The sequence below is a fragment of the Spiroplasma culicicola AES-1 genome, assembly GCF_000565175.1.
GTDB classification, from domain to species: Bacteria; Bacillota_I; Bacilli_A; order Mycoplasmatales; family Mycoplasmataceae; genus Spiroplasma_A; species Spiroplasma_A culicicola.
In genome coordinates, this window is the sequence record NZ_CP006681.1 from 400,407 (window position 1) to 421,233 (window position 20,827).

The window sequence follows — 20,827 nt, forward strand, 5'->3', positions numbered from 1 at the left end:
GTGCTATTGATAAACTTAAATTGGATTGATTAGGGAGGTCAAAATGCTAAGTGAAAGACAACAAAGTATTCTTCAAGTAATCATTGAAGAATACATTAAAACAGCATCTCCAGTAGGTTCAAAACGAATTCAAGAAATGCTTGCAATTGAAGTATCATCTGCAACTATTAGAAATGAATCAGCATTTCTTGAAGAACAAGGTTTTTTAGAAAAAGCTCACACTTCTTCAGGAAGAGTTCCTTCAACTAAAGGTTATCGCTATTATGTTGATAATCTAATGAAGTCAAATGACATTGAAGATGTCAAAACTCAGATTGAAGAGATTTTCAAAAAAAGAGGTTCAACCATCGATCAAATATTAGAACAAACTTCACATATCTTAAGTGAAATGACAAAATTGGCAACAATTGTTTCAAAAAATGAAACCAATGATGAAATTCTATTATCAAAAGTTGAATTAATATCTTTATCAAGTTCAAATGCTATTGTAATCTTTGTATTATCAAATGGTACAGTTGAAAATAAAGTCATGAATTTAGATAATGTGACTTTAGAAGAATTAAAAATTTCAATTGATTTATTTAATGAAAGACTTATTAATTCAAAAATTTCAGAAATAGAATTTAAATCACAAGCAATTGTACCAGTCTTAAAACAACAAGTTAAAAAATATGAGTTTGTATTACAAACATTTGTAAATGCACTACTTCATACAGGTTCTTCTCAATCAAAAACAAGTGGAATGAAGTATTTACTTGAAAATCCTGAATTCAATGATCCCAATAAAATTAGAAATATTGTTGAATTCATTGAAAATGCTTCACCATTTGCTTGATTCAAATCACAATCAAACAAATCATCAAAAGCAGCTGTTGCTATTGGATTAGAAACAGGAATTGGCAATGATGATATTGCAGTTGTAGGTACAAACTTCCCCACAGAAGGTGGGGGAAAGGGAACTTTGGCACTTGTAGGACCAAAAAGAATCCAATATGACAGAGTTTCTGATTTACTAGAATGAATCAGTCAAAAAATAGAAGAAAAATTTAACAAGGGGGAAGAATAATGGCTAATAAAGAAGAACAAAACAATATTTTAAATCTTTTTGAAATCATTAAAAAAGAATTAAATGTTGAACCAACAAAAGAAGGCGAAGAAAAACAAGAGTTGAGCAATATTGAAAAACTTGAATTAGAATTTGCAAATTTAATCGATCAAAACTCAAAACTAGAAGAGGCTCGTTTAATTGCAGTGGCAGATACTCAAAATACAGTAAAGCGTTTCCAAAATGAAGCAGTATTGGTACGTAAGTATGGTGGAGAACGTCTTGCAACTGAATTAATTCCAGCAATTGATATGTTTAGAAGTGTTTTAAAATCAACACCAGATAATCCAGAAATCAAAAACTATTTAATGGGATTTGAAATGATTATCAATCAAATTGATCAAGCATTAAATAATGCAGGAGTATCAATGATAACAACAAATTTAGGAGATGATTTAAATCCAGAAATTCACAATGCAATTGAACAAGTTGAGTCAAACGATTTTACAACTGGAAAAATTGTTGCAGTAATTTCAAATGGATATAAATTACATGATAGAGTAATTAAACATGCAGCTGTAAAAGTTGCAAAATAATAAAATATAGAATATAAGAAGGTAGGTATAAAAATATGGCAAAAGAAAAAATTATAGGAATCGATTTAGGAACAACTAACTCAGTTGTAGCAATTATGGAGGGTGGTCAACCAATTGTTTTGGAAAACCCTGAAGGACAAAGAACAACAGCTAGTGTTGTTGCATTTAAAAACGGAGACATTATTGTTGGGGGAGCTGCAAAAAGACAATCTGTAACAAACCCAAATACTGCAATTTCAATTAAACGTGAAATGGGAAATTCATACAAAGTAAACTTAGAAGGAAAAGATTACACACCAGAACAAGTTTCTGCAGAAATTTTGAGATACTTGAAAAAATATGCAGAAGATAAATTAGGAACAAAAGTTACAAAAGCAGTTATTACTGTTCCTGCATATTTTAATGATGCTCAAAGAAAAGCAACAAAAGATGCTGGAAAAATTGCTGGCTTAGAAGTTGAACGTATTATTAACGAACCAACAGCTGCAGCATTAGCTTATGGAATTGACAAACAAGATAAAGAAATGAAAGTTTTAGTTTATGACTTGGGTGGGGGAACATTTGACGTTTCAGTATTAGAATTGGCAGATGGAACTTATGATGTATTATCAACAAGTGGAGATAACTCACTTGGAGGAGATGATTTTGACCAAAAAATCATGACTTGAATTGGAGATCAAATTAAAAAAGAATTTAATATTGATTTATCAAAAGAAAAAATGGCTTTACAAAGATTTAAAGATGAAGCTGAAAAAGCAAAAATTAACTTATCAAGTCAATTAGAAACTGAAATTAACTTACCATTTATTGCAATGAATGATAATGGACCAGTTAACTTTAGTGCAAAATTGGCAAGAAGTGAATTTGAAAAAATGACAAAAGATTTAGTTGAAAGAACAAGAAAACCAGTTGAAGATGCTTTAAAAGAAGCAAAATTAAAAGCAATTGATATTGACCAAGTATTATTGGTTGGGGGATCAACTAGAATTCCTGCAGTGCAAGAATTAGTAAAATCACTTTTAGGAAAAGAACCAAACAGAACAATTAATCCAGATGAAGTTGTTGCAATGGGTGCTGCAATTCAAGGAGGAGTATTGGCTGGAGATGTAACTGATGTTTTATTACTTGATGTTACTCCTTTAACTTTAGGAATTGAAACAATGGGAGGAGTTATGACTCCATTGATTCAAAGAAATACAACAATTCCAACAGAAAAATCACAAGTATTTTCAACTGCAGCAGATAATCAACCAGCAGTTGATATCAATGTATTACAAGGTGAAAGACCAATGGCTGGAGATAATAAATCATTGGGTCAATTCCAATTAACAGGAATTAAACCAGCTCCAAAAGGTGTACCTCAAATTGAAGTTACATTTAAAATTGATGTTAACGGAATTGTTTCTGTTACTGCAAAAGATAAAGATACCAATGAAGAAAAAACTATTACAATTTCAAATTCAGGAAGTTTAAGTGATGCAGAAATTGACAGAATGGTTAAAGAAGCAGAAGAAAATGCTGAATCAGATAACAAAAAACGTAAAAATATTGAATTAAAAAATAAAGCAGAAACTTACTTAAATGTGATTGAAGAATCATTAAAAGAAAGTAATGCCCAAATTAGTGATGATCAAAAAAAACAATCAGAAGAATTGGCAAAATCAATTCGTGAATTAATTGCTAAAGAAGATTATGATGAATTAGATAAAAAAATGAGTGAATTAGAGCAAGCTATGAAAATGGCTTCAGAAATTGCAGCTCAACAAGCACAACAATCATCACAAGAAGCACCAGCTGATGAGAACAAAGAAGAAACTAAAGATGAAGAAAGCAAATAATTTTAAAAAACAACTACTTGCTAGTTGTTTTTTAAAGATAGGAAAAGAGGTGTTACATTATGGCTAATAAGCGCGATTATTATGAAGTCCTTGGAGTTTCAAAATCTGCAACAGAAGATGAAATTAAAAAAGCATATCGAAAATTAGCTAAAAAATATCACCCTGATGTCAACAAAGAACATGATGCAGAAGAAAAATTTAAAGAAGCAACTGAAGCCGCTGAAGTATTGTTAGATGCCAATAAAAGAGCTACTTATGATCAATTTGGTCATGATGGTTTAAAAGGTATGGGACAAGGCTTTGGCCAAGGTTTTGGTGGCTTTGAAGATTTCTTTTCAAATATGGGTGGAGGAAGTGACTTCTTTTCAGATATATTTTCTAACTTCTTTGGTGGGGGAGCTAGAAGTTCATCAGGATTTTCACGTAACTCAAGTCGTGGTCCTTCAAGAGGAAAAGATATTGTCATTGATTTAAATTTATCATTGAAAGAATTAATGTTTGGAATTGATAAGGAAGTTGACTTAAAATTAATTGCCAAATGTGAAGAATGTGATGGTCATGGCGCAGTTGATCCAAAAGATGTCACAACTTGTGATGTATGTAATGGAATTGGAGTTGTTACAGTTCTCCAAGATATGGGAATTGCCAAATTTCAAACTCAACAACCTTGTCCTAAATGTAAAGGAAATGGAAAAGTTAATAAAAATCCATGTAAACCATGTAAAGGTGATGGAGTTAAATTGAAAAATGAAACCATTGTTTTACCAATTCCAAAAGGTCTAAGTCCAGGTCAACAAATTGTTTTACGCAATGCTGGAAATTATGGAGCCAATGGGGGAGAACGTGGCCACATTTATGCCAATATTCATCTAAAAGCAAGTAAAAAAATTAGTATCATAAATCAATATGATATTAAAACAACAATTGATGTTTCATATTTAGATGCTTTATTACATAATGACTTAACAGTTGACACTCTTGATGGTCAAGTAAGTGTTAAATTGCCAAAACACATTAAAAATGGAGAACAAGTTATTTTAAAACATCATGGTCTATATAGTGGAGTTAAATCTTCAAAACGTGGGGACATGATTTTAATAATTAATCTTGTTATTCCTGATAAAATTTCAGATAAAGAAAAAGCAGCTTTTGAACTTCTTGAAAAAGATAGTGACTTTAAAGTTCAAAATGAAATTAAAGAATAATTTAAGAGCTAGAAAATATCTTATGTGCTAAGATATTTTTTACTTTGTTTTATTGTATAATCAAATAATGGGAGGTGAGATCTATGTCTGATAAAATTAAAGTTTTACAAATTAATCGCGAAATTAATAAAGAAGTTAAATCTGTAAATGGTAAAAAAGTTTTTAAACCAGTTGATGATGTTTGATATGAAGATAATTCTTCAAGTGTATCAATGGATTTTGATCGTACTTTAAATTTTAAAAAGAATGTAGGTCCCAAAATTTCATTAGTTCAAAATGCAAATTCCCATTTTTTTAAACCAGAAACAAATCAAGATATGACATTTAAAAAAGAAGACATTGGTGCTAATGATTTTGAATCTTTAAATATTGTTGATCGTCGTTTTACAAAACGCAGTTCAGCTTTACCAGATCAAATTTTGAAATTAAGAGATGAATCATATCAAAATCAACAAGCCCAAAAAGATGTTTTACTTGAAAAATTAAATGTTAATTTAAAATTTAAAAATAACTTTGAAAATTATAATTTGACAAATCTAAATGATATTCCAGTTTCAAAAAATAAACAATTTATTGAAGATGTTAAAAAAAGTTTATTAAATACAGACACAATTAATCAACAAGAATTAATTACTCCTTCAAGAGAAAAAACTAAAAAAATTGATGAACCAATTATTACAAATGAAGTTTTTGAACAAAAACAACCTGAAGAAGTAACTAATGAAAATGTTTCACCGTTTGATCCAAATAAATTAAATGATTTAGATATTGCAAAAAGTCCAAATTTTGTTCTTGAAGAACAAAAAAAAGATGAAATCAAAAATGAAGTGGCACCTATTAATAAAAATGAAATTTCAATTAAAGAACAAAATCATTTATTTAATATTGAAAGTGAAAGTTTTATTGAAGATTTATCAATTCCAGTTATTAGAGATTTTGACAAAACTTATACAGAACAAACAGATGATTTAGAACGTGTTATTAAGGAATTGGAAAATAATAAAACTAAATTAAATGCAAAAAATATAGATTTATTTGTAACAGAACCCCAAAATGATACAACAATGTTAGTTAATCGTTTAGCAAATGGGGCAAATGAGATTAGAAAATTAAATTTAAGTGCTGCTAAATTTGATGATTTTGAATCATGATTTAATAGTTCAAAAGATGTTGCAAAATTGGCAAAACTTGCCAAAAAAGAGAAAAAAAGAATGACAAAAAATTCTAAAGGAAAATAATTTATGAGCAAAAAAGTAATAGTTGGTCTTAGTGGAGGGGTAGATTCTTCAGTGGCAGCTGCTCTTTTAATTGAGCAAGGCTATGAAGTTGAAGCTCTTTTTATGCGTAATTGAGATAGCAATTTAAATAATGATATTTTAGGAAATAATCAAACAACTGATGTTTGTCCTCAAGAATTAGACTTTATTGATGCACAAGAAGTGGCCAAAAAACTAAATATTAAATTACATCGTGTTGATTTTATTAAAGAATACTGAGATTATGTTTTTCAATACTTTGTTGAAGAATATAAAAAAGGAAGAACTCCAAATCCCGATATTTTATGCAATAAATATATTAAATTTGATAAATTTTTAAATTATGCAATTGAAAAATTAGATGCAGATTATATTGCAATGGGTCATTATGCTGGTGTTAGATTTAATGAAATAACTCAACAATATGAAATGATTAGAGGAATTGATGATAATAAAGATCAAACTTATTTTTTAGCACAATTAAATCAATTTCAATTATCTAAAACTTTATTTCCTTTACAAGCTTTTAAAAAGGATGAAATTAGAGCAATTGCTAAAAAATATGACCTAATTACTGCAGAAAAAAAAGATTCAACAGGAATTTGTTTTATTGGTGAAAGAGATTTTACTAAATTCTTACAAAATTATATTGCCAATCAACCTGGAAAAATTATTGATATTGCTGATGGCCAAGAACTAGGTGAACATATTGGAGTGATGTATTATACAATTGGTCAAAGAAAAGGTTTAAATTTAGGTGGTCAAAAAGAACCTTATTATGTTGCCAAAAAAGATATTGATAATAAAATCTTGTATGTTTCAAAGTTTAGCGATGAATCATATTTACAATCAAAAGAATGTATTGTTAATGAATTTAACTTTATTGTTGATTATACAAAATACTTTAAAGAGTCAACTTTTGAATGTGTTGCTAAATTTCGATATCGCCAAAAAGATATTAAAGTAATGGTCACAATTCTTGATAATAATAGTATTAAAATTACTTATAAAGATGAAGTCAGAGCAGTTACTGAAGGTCAACAAGCAGTTTTATATTTAAATGAAATTTGTCTTGGTGGGGGAGTAATTGATAAAGTTATAAGTTAAATGGTATTTTTTAAAAAAAATAAGTTAAAATTGATATGAAATTAAAAAAGGGAGTAGATGTATGAACATATTAGCACAAAACTATACTTCAACAATTATTATTGGAGTAGTTGCACTTGTAATTATTGTATTTATTATCGTATCTGCAATTACAAGTAAAAAAGCGCAAAAAAAAGAACAACAAAAAAGAAAAAAAGTTGTTAAAGATGAAATTAAACTATATTTATCAAAAACTCAAAGTTTAAAAAACATTAAAATTGATTATGAAAAAGTATATGCTCGTAAGGGTGCAGAATACAAATATCGTGACGTTTTTGATGTTGTTGTAAATATCTATGAACCAAAAACAAATAATTTATTGTATACAAGAGCTTATGAAGTTGAAGGTATCACAACTCGTGCTGACAAAAAAACATATACTACTGCATGACAAGTCAATCAAGAATTGGATTTAGAAGATACAAAAAAACGTATAGCAATTGCTGAAAAGAAAATCAAATTGACAAAAGAAGAAGCCAAAACTTTGAAAAAAGAAGATTTAGCAAAAGCAAAAGAACAAAAAGTACAAATGAAAGAAGAAATGAAACAGTTAAAAGAAGCCAAAGCTGAACAAAAGAAAGCAAATTCTCCAAGAATTGATGAAGCTGTTAAGGCAACTACTGTTAAATTTATTCCAAGAAGAAATAAATAACATATTTCTATTTAGAAATATGTTTTTTTATATGATAATTATATTTGGAGGTGACTTTTAGAATGGAATTAAAAAATAAAGTATCAAAAGAAGACTTTAAACGCTATATGAATGATTGTTCAAAGTTAAGTTGAATTTTTCATTCAATTGATAACTTTAAAAAAGCAATTGATTTTAAAAAAAGTCACAAGATATCAACAAAATTAAAAGTTGAATTAGAAAATAGTGATGAATATAATACTGCTGAAGGTTTTGAGCCTTTAACTTTATATGAAAGATTGCTAACAGCCTCAGATTTAACAAAAGATGAGTTGATTCAGCAAAAAGCTTTATTGGCAAATATTGACAATGCAAATGGTTTAGAATTAAGTCCAACTCCAGCAGAAACTATTATTGATGGTAATGCCGTAGGAGATGCTGCACGAGAATATTTTATTGCTGATTTATATGAATATAATCGTGAACATAAAACACAATATCAATATTTTGATTTTTTACAATATGGATTTGCTGAATCAGTTGATTTAACACGTGATATTTTAAAAGATGATACACATCGTGTTTTATTTGAACCATCATTTGAATATGGTAATTCAAAATTAAAAATTAGATGTGATATTTTAATTAATAAAGGAAATCGTCATGTTGAAATTATTGAAGTTAAAGGTTCAACAAAAGAAAAGAAAGATCATTTTTATGATTTATTTTATCAATGATATTTATTAAAAAAATTAGGCTATATTATTGATTCAGTTAAATTATGTTTAATTAATAAAAATTATTATCGTGGATTAGGAGAAATTGATCCAGGATTAGTTTTAAGTTTAGAAGAAGAATTTATTGATTTTGAAAAAGAAATTAAAATTCCATTTTTAGATAATGATTTTGAAGTGCCAAATAATGATTTTAAATCAGACATTGAGTATTCAAAATTATTTGTTGTTTCAAATACTTATAATGAACAAAAAATTAAACCAGATTATTTAGCGATTTTTGAAAATATTGCAGATAAAAATGATATTGATTATTTATTTGAAAAAATTGCTGCAATATATAATGATGAAAATTTTTTACTTAATGAAAAATGTGGAAAGTTTAAAATGGATTTTAAAAATGAAACAATTGATTATAAAAAAGCATATTGTCGCCATATTTTTAAGTATCGCAATTTAGATGAATTTAATGTTTTAAATTTACCTCAAATGCATACAAAAGTTGGAGAAATTCTGTGAACACGAGATTTCTTTTATTTAAAAGATATTCAAGATCCCTTTGATAAAAAATATACAGATTCACAAAATAAGCCAATCTTTTCTGCCACAAACGCACGTTTAATTAATTTAACAAATCAATATTTAAAAAATAATTGTCAAACTAGTCCAGATATGATTGTTGATATGAATAGAATTGATGATATTGTTGATTTACTAAAAGATTATTATCAATATCCAGTTTATATGTATGATTTTGAAACTTCAAAATGGGCTGTACCTAACTTTAATAAATCAAAAAGTTATATGCAAATTCCATTTCAATATTCAATTCACACAATTTTAGATGATAAATATGATTTTAAAAATTCACAAGCAACAATGAAACATGCAAATTTTATTGCCAATTCTCAAAATGATCCAAGACCTGAATTTATCCAAAAGTTTATTAAAGATTCATTTGAGTTTGGACCAGGAATCTATGTTGCCTACAATAAGTCATTTGAAAAAATGGTTTTAAGACAATTAATTCAGTTATTTCCTGAATATAGAAAGCCGTTGCATTATATTTGACAAAATACAATTGATTTACGTGATTTTTTTGCCAAAGCACAAAATAATTGATTGATTTATCACCCAGAATTTAAGGGAAAGTCATCAATTAAAATTACTCAACCAGTTTTAGATGGTTCATTAAGTTATAAAGATTTAAGAATTAATAAGGGAGATAAAGCAAGTCAAGTATTTCGTCAATTTGCAGATGATTTTTTTACTCAAGAACAATGAGAAAATATCTTTAAAAAAGATATGTTAGCTTATTGCGATCGCGATACTTTAGCAATGGTTGTAGTCTTGCAAAAAGTTGTAGAATTAATCAAAGAAATTGATCCAATGTTAATTGAAACAATTAAAAAAGGAGAATCTTAATATGAGTTATAAAGTAATATTTTGTGGAACGCCCCCAATTTCAGTTGAAATCTTAAAAGGACTTGAAAATATTGATGTTGAAATTGTGGGAATAATTACTCAACCAGATAAAAAAGTAGGGCGTAAAAAAGAGATTATGCCTTCCCCAGTTAAACAATATAGTTTAGAAAAAAAATATCCAATAATTCAACCATATAAAATGATTGATTCCTTTGAACAAATAAAAGCATTAAATGCAGATTTTTTAATTACTTGTGCTTTTGGCCAATTTGTACCTCAAAAAATTTTGAATTTATTTAAAAATTCTATTAATGTTCATGCTTCTTTACTACCAAAATATCGTGGAGGAAGTCCAATTCAATTTGCTATAAAAGATGGATGTCAAAAAACTGGTATTTCATTAATGAAAATGATTAAAAAAATGGATGCTGGAGCAGTTTATGCTCAAGAAGAATTAAAAATTGAAACAAATGATGACTCAGGATCACTATTTGATAAAATGGCAGTTTTGGGTAAAAATATGATTGAAAAATATTTAATTGATATTTTAAATGAAACATTGACAGGAATTGTTCAAGATGAAAATGAAGTAACTTTTGCTTATAACTTGACTAATGAACAAGAAGAAATTGATTGAAAATTGCCAAAACATGACATTGTAAATTTTATAAGAGCGTTAAGTCCTGCTCCAATTGCATTTACACATATTAATGATGAAAGAATTAAAATTAAAAAAGCAAGAGTAATTGGTGATGAAGAAATCTTTATAGCTGTTTCAAAAATTTTTCAAGTAGGAGAAATTGTCACAACAGATAAAGAAGGAATAATTGTGCAAACTATTGATGGTTATATCAAGATTTTAGAATTACAAAGAAGTGGAAAAACTATGGTTGATGCAGGCAGTTTTCACTTTCCAAATTCACCATTACATATGGGAATTAGGTTTGGTCAAAAAATAGAGCAAAATTAAGCAAATTTGTATATAATAAAAATGATTTTAAAAAATAAGGAGATTTTATGTTAGTAAACGATTTAAGACCAGGAAGTACATTCTTGTACGATGGAAATATTTTTGTAGTTTTAGAAAATTCATTTTCTAAATCAGGAAGACAACAAGGTAAAGTAACTGTTAAAATTAAAAATTTAAGAACTGGGGCAAGATTGGAGTTAACTTTCACAGGTGGTGAAAAAGTTGATAAAGCCATGATTGAGAAAAAAGATATGCAATATCTATATAATGATGGTTCAAATTGTATGTTAATGGATACAGAAACTTATGATCAAGTTGAAATTGCTTCAAGTAAATTAGAATGAGAATTGAAATTCTTAACAGAAGGTACAATGGTAAAAATGACAGAATATGAAGGAGAAATCTTGGGTATTACTATTCCAGAAAAAATGGAATTAGAAGTTGTTGAAGCAGAACCAGCTGTTAAAGGAGATACTACAAGTGGTGCTCAAAAGAAAGCCAAAGTAGAAACTGGATTAGAAATTCAAGTACCATTATTTATTAAAGAAGGCGAAAAAGTTATTATTAACACAAATGATGGAAAATATGCTGGAAGAGCATCAAACTAGTGTAAAATAATTAAGGAAAAGAATTGGAGTTAAAAATATGTATATTTCAATGGAACGAAATTCAAGAGGAAATCTTGAAATTGAAGAAAAAATCTTAAATAAAATTATTGAATTTGATGTTTCTAACAATTCAAAAGGAATTGAAAAAACTGAGGCTTCAGTGAGCTTACATCATGAAAATACTTTATTTATCTTAATAAAGTTATACGTAAGTAACAGAGATAGCTTAAAAATTGATGAATCAAAATTAAACGCAACTATTATAGCTTCAATGGAAAAAACATTATTAATTAAGCCAAAAAATATTGCATTTGCTTATATTAAAAAATAATTTAGATAATTTTAAATCAACTTGAGAGTTGATTTTTTTGACTATTATTTATCTCAATAAAAAGGGTATAATATTAACATAAATTTAAGACAAAAAACCACTAAATATAGCATTATCCCAACTAGGACTACAAAATAAGACAAAAATAGTGTATAATATTTTTGTCTTATAGTTATTAAATTAGGAGGAACGTTACATGGCTGCAACTAAAAAAACAACAAGTAAAGCAAAAGGGCAATTACAAAAGCCTGGTACTGAATATATATGGCAACCTTTCAGTCCAAAATCTTTGGCCTTAATTAATAAATACAACCTTCAAACTGATGAAAGTTATAAAAAACTAATCTCATCATTTGAAAGAATTGAATCATTACCTCAAGATGATCCAAGAAGACCAAATTTGGTTGAATTATGAGAAGCTGAATTTAACAGATTATTTAAGCATTTCTGAGAAAATTATGCGGGGGCTACTAAAAAAGATAGTGGTGTTTCAGGATGAAAAGATCGTTTAGATATTAAAGATTCACCAACAACTCCAGATGAAAAGAGAAAAGACTTAATGTCAAGACTTTCACCTGGTGCTGGAAATGGTAATAGAAATACTAAAGAAGAAATCATGAACCGTGCTGGTTATCAACCACAAATCAGAACTGAACAATTTAACTTTACAGCAACTCCAAAAACTGGTCAAAATTTACATGAAATTGAAAACTTGTTAAACATTGCAGAAGAAAAAGGAATGACAACTCCTGAAAGTATTCTGCAAAATGGCTTTGGTGCAGTTGGCGCTAATGTACAAGATAATTCAACAATTGATTTTGATGAAGAAACAAAAATCATGACTCAAGAAGTTAAACCAGATCCTAATTTACTAGACTTTGTAAATGGATCTTCTTCTGAAGATAACAGCAGTGTTGAAAAAGAAACACCTGCAAATGATTTTAATAATACATCATATATAGCAAATGAAAGTATGTCTAGAGAAGAATTTAATTCTTTAAACAATATTCAAGGAGAAATGCCTCCCCAACAAGATGCAGATGCATTATCTGTGTTAGAATTGGGAACAGACTTTTTCCAATCACAATTGGGAGCACATGGTCTACAACCTGAAACTCAAACAGAAGATGGAATGGCACCAATGACTTATTCTGAAAAAGATGAGTTAATTAATCCAGAAAAAAGAAATATTCTTTCAAAAGATGGATTTGAAGTTCACATTAATAGTGATGGTGGCTCAATGGCTGGTAAAGCCAACTATGATATTCAAACTGGTGAAATGTCAAAACCATATCATGAAATTAAACCAGTTGGAAATTATGGGATGTCTTTTGATTATGCAAAAAGACCTTCAATGCAAGATCTTTTAGATGCACATAAACGTGAAGGTCAAGCACTTGACGAAATGACACAAAAAATTGAATTCTTAAGAGATTTACGTAATGAACGTCGTCACAGAATCAATATGATGAAAATTGAACGTGCAAATAGTTATATTGTTGCAAGAGCAAGAAGAATGGCTGAAGCTCGTGAATTGAGACGAATTAAAAAACGTGATGAATTAAATCTAAAAGCAATTGAAAAAGCTGATAGAATGAGAAGACTTCAAGAACGTCAAAAACTAATCGAATTAATGAAAGAACGTCAAATTAAGAGAGCTGAAGAAAAACGTGTAGCAACAGTTCTTCGTTTAGAAAGAGAAAGACGTTTAGAGAGAGATGCAAAATATAGGGCAGAAATTGCATCAATTGATGCTCAAATTAGACATGAGCAAGAACTTATCAAACGTACAGAATTGAAAATGAAAGCCTACTTTACAAAAGTACATGATGATCAATTATTTGATGAATCTCTAAGAATTGCTAAAAAATCAAGTCAATTTGCACAACTTGAGCAAAAAGCAGAAGCAATGCAAGAACTTGAAGAAGCAAAAAGAAGAGATAGAATTGAAAAAATTAGTAGAAAATTTAATAAAAATATCAAATAGTGGGATGGGCGAGTTAAAAGAAAAAATACTCCCCATTTTTTTGTAAATATGAAAGGAAACGATGTTAATGGCAATTAAAAAATCAAAAATTGTTTCAAGAATTCCAAAAGAAAGAGTTCTAGAAGAAGCAAAACTTGACCTGAAGACTATTAGTACTTTAACAGGTAAAATTGGGGTTACTTTTTCTTCAAATGATGAAGTACCACTTCATGATGCTGTAAAAAAAATGCAAAATAATCATGGAACAACTTCAAAGCTTTCTGATAAAGAAAATAAACGAGTACAAGAGATTGAACGTATAAAAAACAAAGCTGGAACAATTAACAATAAAGTTGTTAAATTAGAATCAAGAAAAAAAGCTTTTGTAAATACACGTAAATTATCACATGAACTTGAAATTGAAGAAAAAAGAAAACGTTCGCAACAAAGTAATAATAAATCATTGTCACAACTTCCCGATTTTATGAAATTAAATCAAGAAATTGCTCAAACATATTTACAAGAAACCACAAATAAACAAAAAATTAAAGATAATTCAAAGACTTTAAAAACAAGAAATACTAAAAAAACAGAAGTTATGGATTTTTTTGATACAAGTGAATCAAAAAAATTTAGTTTTAAGCAATCTACAAATATTAAACCTTCAGCAAGAAACACTAATTTTTTAACTAAACTAGATTATGTTTCTGAATCTTCAAAATATTTTGCCCAAGAATTAGGTTGAATTGAAAATGAAAAACCAAAAAGAATTTTTAATTCACCACTAAAAGAATATAAAATAGAAGATGAAGAAGGTAATGAAGAATTAATTGCAGAACAAGTTGAAGAAAATCAACTAAGAACAATTGATAATTTAAATGATACTCTTGATTTAGAAAGAGCACAGGCTCAAGAAGAGATGGATTTAAAAACAATTGATGCTTTAGCAAAGAAATTTGCACGTGAAGCTGAAGAAATTAAAAAAAATAATGATAAATTAGAACAAGAATTTATTAATGTATCTGATATTTATAAAAAAATATTAGATCAAAGTCCAATATCAAAAATATCAAGAACAAGCAAACAAGTTGTTAAAGTTCCTGATGGAGTAGATATTAATAAAATACCTTCGTTTGTTTTGGAAGGAAAAAAGTAATAGGGGTGAATAGCATGGCAAAAAATAATACTAAAGAAACAATTAAAGATTTTAAACTTATTGGAGATCGCACAAAGCAAAGAATAATTGGCTTAATCGAAAAAAGATTAACAGCACAAACAATTATGCTATTTGCTCAAGAATATGAATCATATGATGCAGAAATTAGAAATGAAATTATTGAATTTATTATGTTTTTATTAAACCGTGAAGAAGAAGCTTTACGCTTAAATGAAGCAAAAATTGCAGATCAAAGAGCTAAAATGATTATGGAACGTCGTAAAATGGAGTTCCAAGAAAAACAAAGTAATTTCAAAAAAATTCAAGATATGTTATCTAAAACAGAAGCTAATAAAAAACGTCCAGTTGAAACAACAACTAAATTAAAGGTTACTAAACCTGAACCAAAACCAAAAGTTGAAACTAAACCAAAGGCTGCTCCAAAACCAGAAGTTAAAGCACAGCCAAAACCAAAAGTTGATAGTAAATTAGAACAAATGCTAAAAGAGGCTCAATTAAGAGAGCAAAAAATGGCTAGAGAAGAAAAACAAAGACAAGAAGAATTAGCACAACAACAAAAACTTGCAGAAGCTGCAAAGGCAAAAGAAGTTAAACAAAAAGCAGCCGCAAAACCAAAGGCTGCTCCAAAACCAAAAACAACAACAGCTTCAAATAAAGTTAGTCGTACTCCAAGCAAAAAACCACTTTCATATGAAGAAAGACTATTTGCAAGTCAAGCAGGATCAAAAACAACTCAGGAACGTGATTATGAAAAAGAACAAAAAGAAAAAGAACGTTTATGACAAGAACTTTATGGTAAAACTAGAGAACAATCTTTAGGAGAAAGACAAAAAATTGTTGCAAAAGATTCTAAAAAAGATGATGTTGACAAAACTCCAACAATTGAAGAAGTAAAATTAACAGACTTTAGATTAAATGGAGTATTATGTCCAATTGATGAATTAACAGATCCAAAAAACAAGTTGTATGTATTTTGAAGTAAAATTAAAGCTAAATATCGTACAGCCAATATTTCTGCATGATTAAGAGAAAAACCTTTAAAATTTCAAAGAAAAATTTATAAGAAAAGAATGAAAACTTTAAATCGTTTTAATAAACTTGTAGAAAATAATACACCAAAGCCAGAAAAAGCACCTGTAGAAAAACCAAAAGTAAAAGATATTAAACAATTAAAAGAAGTTAAAAAAGAAAATAAAAAGGAAATTAAAGTAGATGAAGTAAAGGTTGAAAAAAATCAAAAATCTGCTGAATAATTTCATATTAACAATCAAATAAAATAGAAAAGAGATGTTAAAATGAGTGATTTACAAATAATGTTGCTATCAATAATTGGTGGAGCAATCTTAATTGTAATATTATTGACATCAATATTGTATTCACAAATTAAGGCTAAAAACAAAGACAAGCATATTGAACAAATTACAAGAGAGCCTTATTTTGTTAATGAAAAGCATACAAAAGAAAAATGATGAGTATCAAAAGATGGGTTATTAGAAAAAAACTGAATGAAAGGTCAAGATTATGACTTTAAAGTTTCAATCTTTAATTATTATGAAAACTTTTCTGAAGGTTTTTTCAATTCTAAGTTTGTAAGAACTAAATCATTTTTATTACAAATTATGGATGTTAAATCAGTAAATAGAACAATTGAGAGATTGAAAATTCATGCTGGTTGTTTGGAAAACATTTGATGAAGAAAATATAAAATTTTAATGAATTCTTCTTTCAATGATATGCCAAAAGTTACTAAAGCACCAGAATATTTCTTTTATAAATATTATTTTGAATTTATTTATCAATTAAGAAAAATAATGAGTGATTATTTAACAAATCACATTATACCAAATACAATATTTTTAGAATTAAAGCCAATATATTACAAACAATATGGAATCAAAAAAGTTGACGATCCACAAAAAAACATTGTTTTTGCATTTAATCAAGTAAGTCAAGATGCCAATGCTTTATCAGATCGTTTACACTCTGAATTTACATTAGAATTAGCTGCTAAGGGAGCACAGTGAACTGTTGATTATAAATCAACTAATGATTTATTAATTATGCTTCAACCAGATCATTATATTCAAAAGTTATTTTTAAAAGACAAAATTTGAAAATTAACTAAAAAATATAAATTACCAGCAACTGGTGATTTAGATGAAGCAATTCAAAACTTAGAAAATCACATTAAATCAATTGAAGAAAATAATGTAAATCAAGTAAGAGAATATATTGATCGTTATCAAGAGATTAAACAAAATTCTTAAAAAATGCCTCAAAAAAGGCATTTTTTAATAGATAAAACTTCTAATCTCTATTGGCAAATCAAAGTATAATTTTGCAATTTAAAGTATAATAAGAATAGTATGGGGGTTTATTTTTATGTTATATACAGCAAGCGACGCCATTGATTTAGTGTATCGAATTATTGGCAAAACTTCTTCTTTATTAGTTGATAGTTCAACACAAGAGGACAAAAAGTCAAAAATAGCTTTTGATATTAAAGAATTTTATCGTTTTGTAATTAAATCAAAAATCAAAACTGAAATTGAGTTAGTTAATGCTTTTGATGCTTTTAATTGAACATTTGTAGAAGCTTCACATGATGTTGAAATTTTAAAAACAATGAAAGACTTTGTAATCGAATTTTTTTTAATTGATGAAGATTACAATTATTTTTTGGATGTAAATCATATTAATGAAGAATTAAATAAAATTTATGATAAATCTTTAGATAATACTTTTATTGAAGATAAATCAACAATTGAGTGACACAAAACTGTTAAAATGATTGAATCAAGATTTTTAACATGAATCCAAAATAAAAACTTAAAACAAAATCTTGAATTAAAAGATCGTTTATTAACAATTTTAGAAGCTATGAATGAAAAAGAAGAAATTAACTATGATCACAAGTATGGTCTATTAATTAATACTTTTGATCGTTTAAAAGAATATGTTGATGATTATGCAGCAGGTAAAATCGAAAAAACAGCTGAAAATGTTGAATTATATGATAAATATTTAGCATCAATGAAAGCTATCAATATTTTGCCAACTGGAGTAAAAATTAAAGACTATTTAAATCATGAACAAATGGTATTACAAGTTAAAAAGTTACCAGATGATGCAAGTTTGTGAGAATTTGATTTTACTTCTGAACTATTAATTCGTATCTTTTTAGCGTCATTAACAAATAGTTTAGTAACTTCTGATACTATGAGTATTTGAAATGCCAAAATTGAAATGCTACGTTCTAATGGGGGATGAGAAATTGATCTTAAAAAAGATTCTGTGAGAAACTTATACATTGCTTTAACTCAAAGCCAAGAAAAAATTAAAGAACTAATTGCTTTTAATGGTAAAAAAGTTAATAATGAAATGATTGATGTGGCTTCAAAATTAATTAAAAAATATACTTCATTAATTGAAAAAGAGTCATTTATGAGTATTGATCACAAAACAGCATTTGAAATGCCAAATTGTTCAATTATAAAGACATATTTAATGTATATTGGAAAATTAATTAAATATCATGAAACTGGAATTAGTGATACATTTATTACTCACCCAGGAGATGCAGTTGGAGACTTTGATATTAACAGAGCAGATTCACTTTTAAACTTTGAAAATGTTAATTCAATTATTAGAGCATTACAAGAATTAGATAGTGAAATTAAAGATTATCCTCAGGAAGTATTTCAAAAAACAATTCAATTCCTTGAAGATATGGGAAATATTATATAATAATAAAAAATCGTTATATTAACGATTTTTTTAAATGAGGTGAAATAAATATGTGTTGTAATTGCAATTATAATTATGTTAAAAACTGTACTTGTTTAATTTATGAAAAGAAATGTATTGATTTTATTTGTTGTTGATGTTGTGTTTTTCAAAGATGAATTTCAACTCAAATTGAAGGTTCTTTATATAAAAATTTAATTGCAGATATTCAAAACGCAATTAATAATAACAAGGAATTAAAGATTTTAAAGAAAGTACTTAAAAATCAATTTAGAGATATTGACAAAATTCAAAAAGATTTTGATAAATATTTAGCAAATGATTACTTAACTTTAATTGATGGAGAACAAGCAATTGAACAAGTTGTTCCCGAAATTGAATTACAATTAGGTCAAAAAATACGTTTACAATTAACAGAATGAGAAGTTTATTTTGAAGTCTGTCGTGTTGTTTTAGAAATGGATAATTCTTATTTTACTAAAATGACTTATTTAAATATGTTTGAAATGACAGAAGTTATTTCAAAAACCTTATATGAATTTGCTCAATTATTTTTAAAAACAATTAGAACTCAAGAAAATGTTAGTTTTATAGAAACTACAAAAGAAAAATTTGTTGATCTTGAAAAAATCGTTGAGGATTTTCAACGTTTATTAACTAATAAAATTGCCAATTTATAGCAATGAAAATGTGATAACAAAAAACTCAATTTTATTATGTTTTTTGTTATAATTAATTTTGTTATCAAAAATATAACTAAGGAGGCAAAATAATGAAATTTAGTGCTAAAAAAATAGCTGAAAAAGGACAAGGTGTTTGAACAGTTACAATTGATGGTCAAGAATGATTAGATGCTGTTAAAAAAGGTAAAAATAAGGTTGCAGCCAACATTGAAATTCCAGGATTTAGAAAAGGTAAAGCTCCAAAAGAAAAAGTGGAACAATATTTAACACCAGTTAAATATTTAAATGCAGCAGTTCAAAGTATCATTGAAAAAGCATTTGAATTTGCAAGAGATCAAAAATCAGATGTTAAACCATTTACTTCACCAACTCCAGTACCAACAAAAGTTTCAGAACAATTATGTGAATTGGATTTTGTTTTTGACATTATGCCAGAAATTGAAATCAGTGAATATAAAGGATTAAAATCAAAAGATTTAGTAAAAGAAGAATTTAAAGCAACAAAAGAAGAAATTGAAAAAGCAATTGATCAATATAGAGAAAGATTTGCTCTTGAAAAAGATAAAGAAGAGCAAATTATTGCAAAAGATGATGTTGTTAAATTTGACTTTGAAGGATTTATTGATGGAGTTGCTTTTAAAGGTGGAAAAGGTTTAGACTTTAGACTAGTAATTGGTTCAGGGAATATGATTCCAGGATTTGAAGATGCAATGATTGGTAAAGGAATGGGAAAATCAACAATTAATGTAACTTTCCCAGAAGATTACACACCTGAATTAAGTGGTAAAAAAGCTGAATTTAAATTAAACGTTAAAGAAATTAAAACAAGAATGTTACCTGCAAAAGATGATGAATTGGCAAAAGACTTAAACTTACCAAACATTAAAACTTATAAAGAATTAGAAACAAGCGTTGAACAACAAATTATTGATCAAAAAACAACTGCCTTAAAAAATACTTTTGTAAATAAAGTAATTGATTTAATTATTGAAAAATCAAAAATTGAATTACCTCAAACAGTAATCAATAAAGAAATTGATTCTTTATTTAAAGAATTTGAAGCACGTGTTGCTAGTCAAAAATTAACTATGAAAGAATATAAAAAACAAACTGGTCTTTCAGATGAAGACATTAGAAAAGAATTATTTGATGATGCAAAAAGAAGAATTTGCAGTCACTTAATTACAGATAAAGTTAGAAATAGTGAAAAATTTGATGTTGATGCAAAAGAAATTGAAGCTAAATATTCAAAACTTGCTGCACAATTTGGTTTAGAAGTTGATTACATTAAGAAATCAATCTTACCTGAAGAACATGTAAAAGAAGAGATTTTAAGAGAAAAATTAATTGACTTCTTATACGAAAATAATGGATAAAATATGAGAATTCTCATATTTTTTTTATTTTTTAGCACTTAACACTTGAAAGTGCTAAAAATTGTGTTAATATAATTTTGTACCAAAACAGGA

General features: G+C 27.3%; 18 protein-coding genes. All 18 read left to right on the top strand.

The window, feature by feature from the left end; translation table 4 throughout:
• Nucleotides 1-43: 43 nt before the first annotated feature.
• On the top strand, nucleotides 44-1,066 hold the full coding sequence (gene hrcA, locus SCULI_RS01920) for a heat-inducible transcriptional repressor HrcA (protein WP_025362949.1): 1,023 nt from the start codon (nucleotides 44-46) through the stop codon (nucleotides 1,064-1,066).
• The gene (locus SCULI_RS05495; protein WP_025362950.1) at nucleotides 1,066-1,641 is read left to right on the top strand and encodes a nucleotide exchange factor GrpE; all 576 of its coding nucleotides are present in this window, start codon (nucleotides 1,066-1,068) and stop codon (nucleotides 1,639-1,641) included. The genes hrcA and SCULI_RS05495 overlap by 1 nt, the downstream gene beginning before the upstream one ends.
• Nucleotides 1,642-1,676: 35 nt before the next feature.
• Nucleotides 1,677-3,479 (top strand): molecular chaperone DnaK, encoded by a 1,803-nt coding sequence (gene dnaK / locus SCULI_RS01930; protein ID WP_025362951.1) that lies wholly within the window; start codon nucleotides 1,677-1,679, stop codon nucleotides 3,477-3,479.
• A gap of 59 nt (nucleotides 3,480-3,538) precedes the next feature.
• On the top strand, nucleotides 3,539-4,684 hold the full coding sequence (locus tag SCULI_RS05755; protein ID WP_025362952.1) for a DnaJ C-terminal domain-containing protein: 1,146 nt from the start codon (nucleotides 3,539-3,541) through the stop codon (nucleotides 4,682-4,684).
• An 83-nt stretch (nucleotides 4,685-4,767) separates the two neighbouring features.
• On the top strand, nucleotides 4,768-5,922 hold the full coding sequence (locus tag SCULI_RS01940) for a hypothetical protein (RefSeq protein ID WP_025362953.1): 1,155 nt from the start codon (nucleotides 4,768-4,770) through the stop codon (nucleotides 5,920-5,922).
• 3 nt (nucleotides 5,923-5,925) lie between these two features.
• Nucleotides 5,926-7,047, top strand: coding sequence for a tRNA 2-thiouridine(34) synthase MnmA (gene mnmA / locus SCULI_RS01945; protein ID WP_025362954.1), 1,122 nt, complete (start codon nucleotides 5,926-5,928; stop codon nucleotides 7,045-7,047).
• A 61-nt stretch (nucleotides 7,048-7,108) separates the two neighbouring features.
• Nucleotides 7,109-7,738 (top strand): hypothetical protein, encoded by a 630-nt coding sequence (locus SCULI_RS01950; RefSeq protein ID WP_025362955.1) that lies wholly within the window; start codon nucleotides 7,109-7,111, stop codon nucleotides 7,736-7,738.
• A gap of 62 nt (nucleotides 7,739-7,800) precedes the next feature.
• Nucleotides 7,801-9,876 carry a DUF2779 domain-containing protein gene (locus SCULI_RS01955; protein ID WP_025362956.1) on the top strand — a complete coding sequence of 692 codons (2,076 nt, stop codon included), beginning with the start codon at nucleotides 7,801-7,803 and terminating at the stop codon, nucleotides 9,874-9,876.
• 1 nt (nucleotide 9,877) lies between these two features.
• Nucleotides 9,878-10,846: a methionyl-tRNA formyltransferase gene (fmt, locus tag SCULI_RS01960; protein WP_025362957.1), complete on the top strand. Its 969-nt coding sequence runs from the start codon at nucleotides 9,878-9,880 to the stop codon at nucleotides 10,844-10,846.
• 47 nt (nucleotides 10,847-10,893) lie between these two features.
• Nucleotides 10,894-11,454, top strand: coding sequence for an elongation factor P (gene efp, locus SCULI_RS01965; protein WP_025362958.1), 561 nt, complete (start codon nucleotides 10,894-10,896; stop codon nucleotides 11,452-11,454).
• Between the two features lie 37 nt (nucleotides 11,455-11,491).
• Entirely contained in the window at nucleotides 11,492-11,785 is a 294-nt protein-coding gene (locus tag SCULI_RS01970) for an MMB_0454 family protein (RefSeq protein ID WP_025362959.1), read from the top strand.
• A gap of 196 nt (nucleotides 11,786-11,981) precedes the next feature.
• Nucleotides 11,982-13,772, top strand: coding sequence for a hypothetical protein (locus SCULI_RS01975; protein ID WP_025362960.1), 1,791 nt, complete (start codon nucleotides 11,982-11,984; stop codon nucleotides 13,770-13,772).
• Nucleotides 13,773-13,839: 67 nt separating this feature from the next.
• A complete protein-coding gene (locus SCULI_RS01980) occupies nucleotides 13,840-14,907 on the top strand; it encodes a hypothetical protein (RefSeq protein ID WP_025362961.1) in 1,068 nt (355 codons plus the stop codon).
• Between the two features lie 14 nt (nucleotides 14,908-14,921).
• The gene (locus SCULI_RS01985; protein WP_025362962.1) at nucleotides 14,922-16,181 is read left to right on the top strand and encodes a hypothetical protein; all 1,260 of its coding nucleotides are present in this window, start codon (nucleotides 14,922-14,924) and stop codon (nucleotides 16,179-16,181) included.
• A 42-nt stretch (nucleotides 16,182-16,223) separates the two neighbouring features.
• A complete protein-coding gene (locus SCULI_RS01990; protein ID WP_025362963.1) occupies nucleotides 16,224-17,195 on the top strand; it encodes a hypothetical protein in 972 nt (323 codons plus the stop codon).
• Between the two features lie 115 nt (nucleotides 17,196-17,310).
• On the top strand, nucleotides 17,311-18,675 hold the full coding sequence (locus SCULI_RS01995; RefSeq protein WP_025362964.1) for a hypothetical protein: 1,365 nt from the start codon (nucleotides 17,311-17,313) through the stop codon (nucleotides 18,673-18,675).
• A gap of 50 nt (nucleotides 18,676-18,725) precedes the next feature.
• Complete coding sequence (locus tag SCULI_RS02000; protein ID WP_025362965.1) at nucleotides 18,726-19,355, top strand: hypothetical protein; 630 nt, start codon at nucleotides 18,726-18,728, stop codon at nucleotides 19,353-19,355.
• 92 nt (nucleotides 19,356-19,447) lie between these two features.
• Nucleotides 19,448-20,734, top strand: coding sequence for a trigger factor (gene tig, locus SCULI_RS02005; protein WP_025362966.1), 1,287 nt, complete (start codon nucleotides 19,448-19,450; stop codon nucleotides 20,732-20,734).
• Nucleotides 20,735-20,827: the final 93 nt, after the last annotated feature.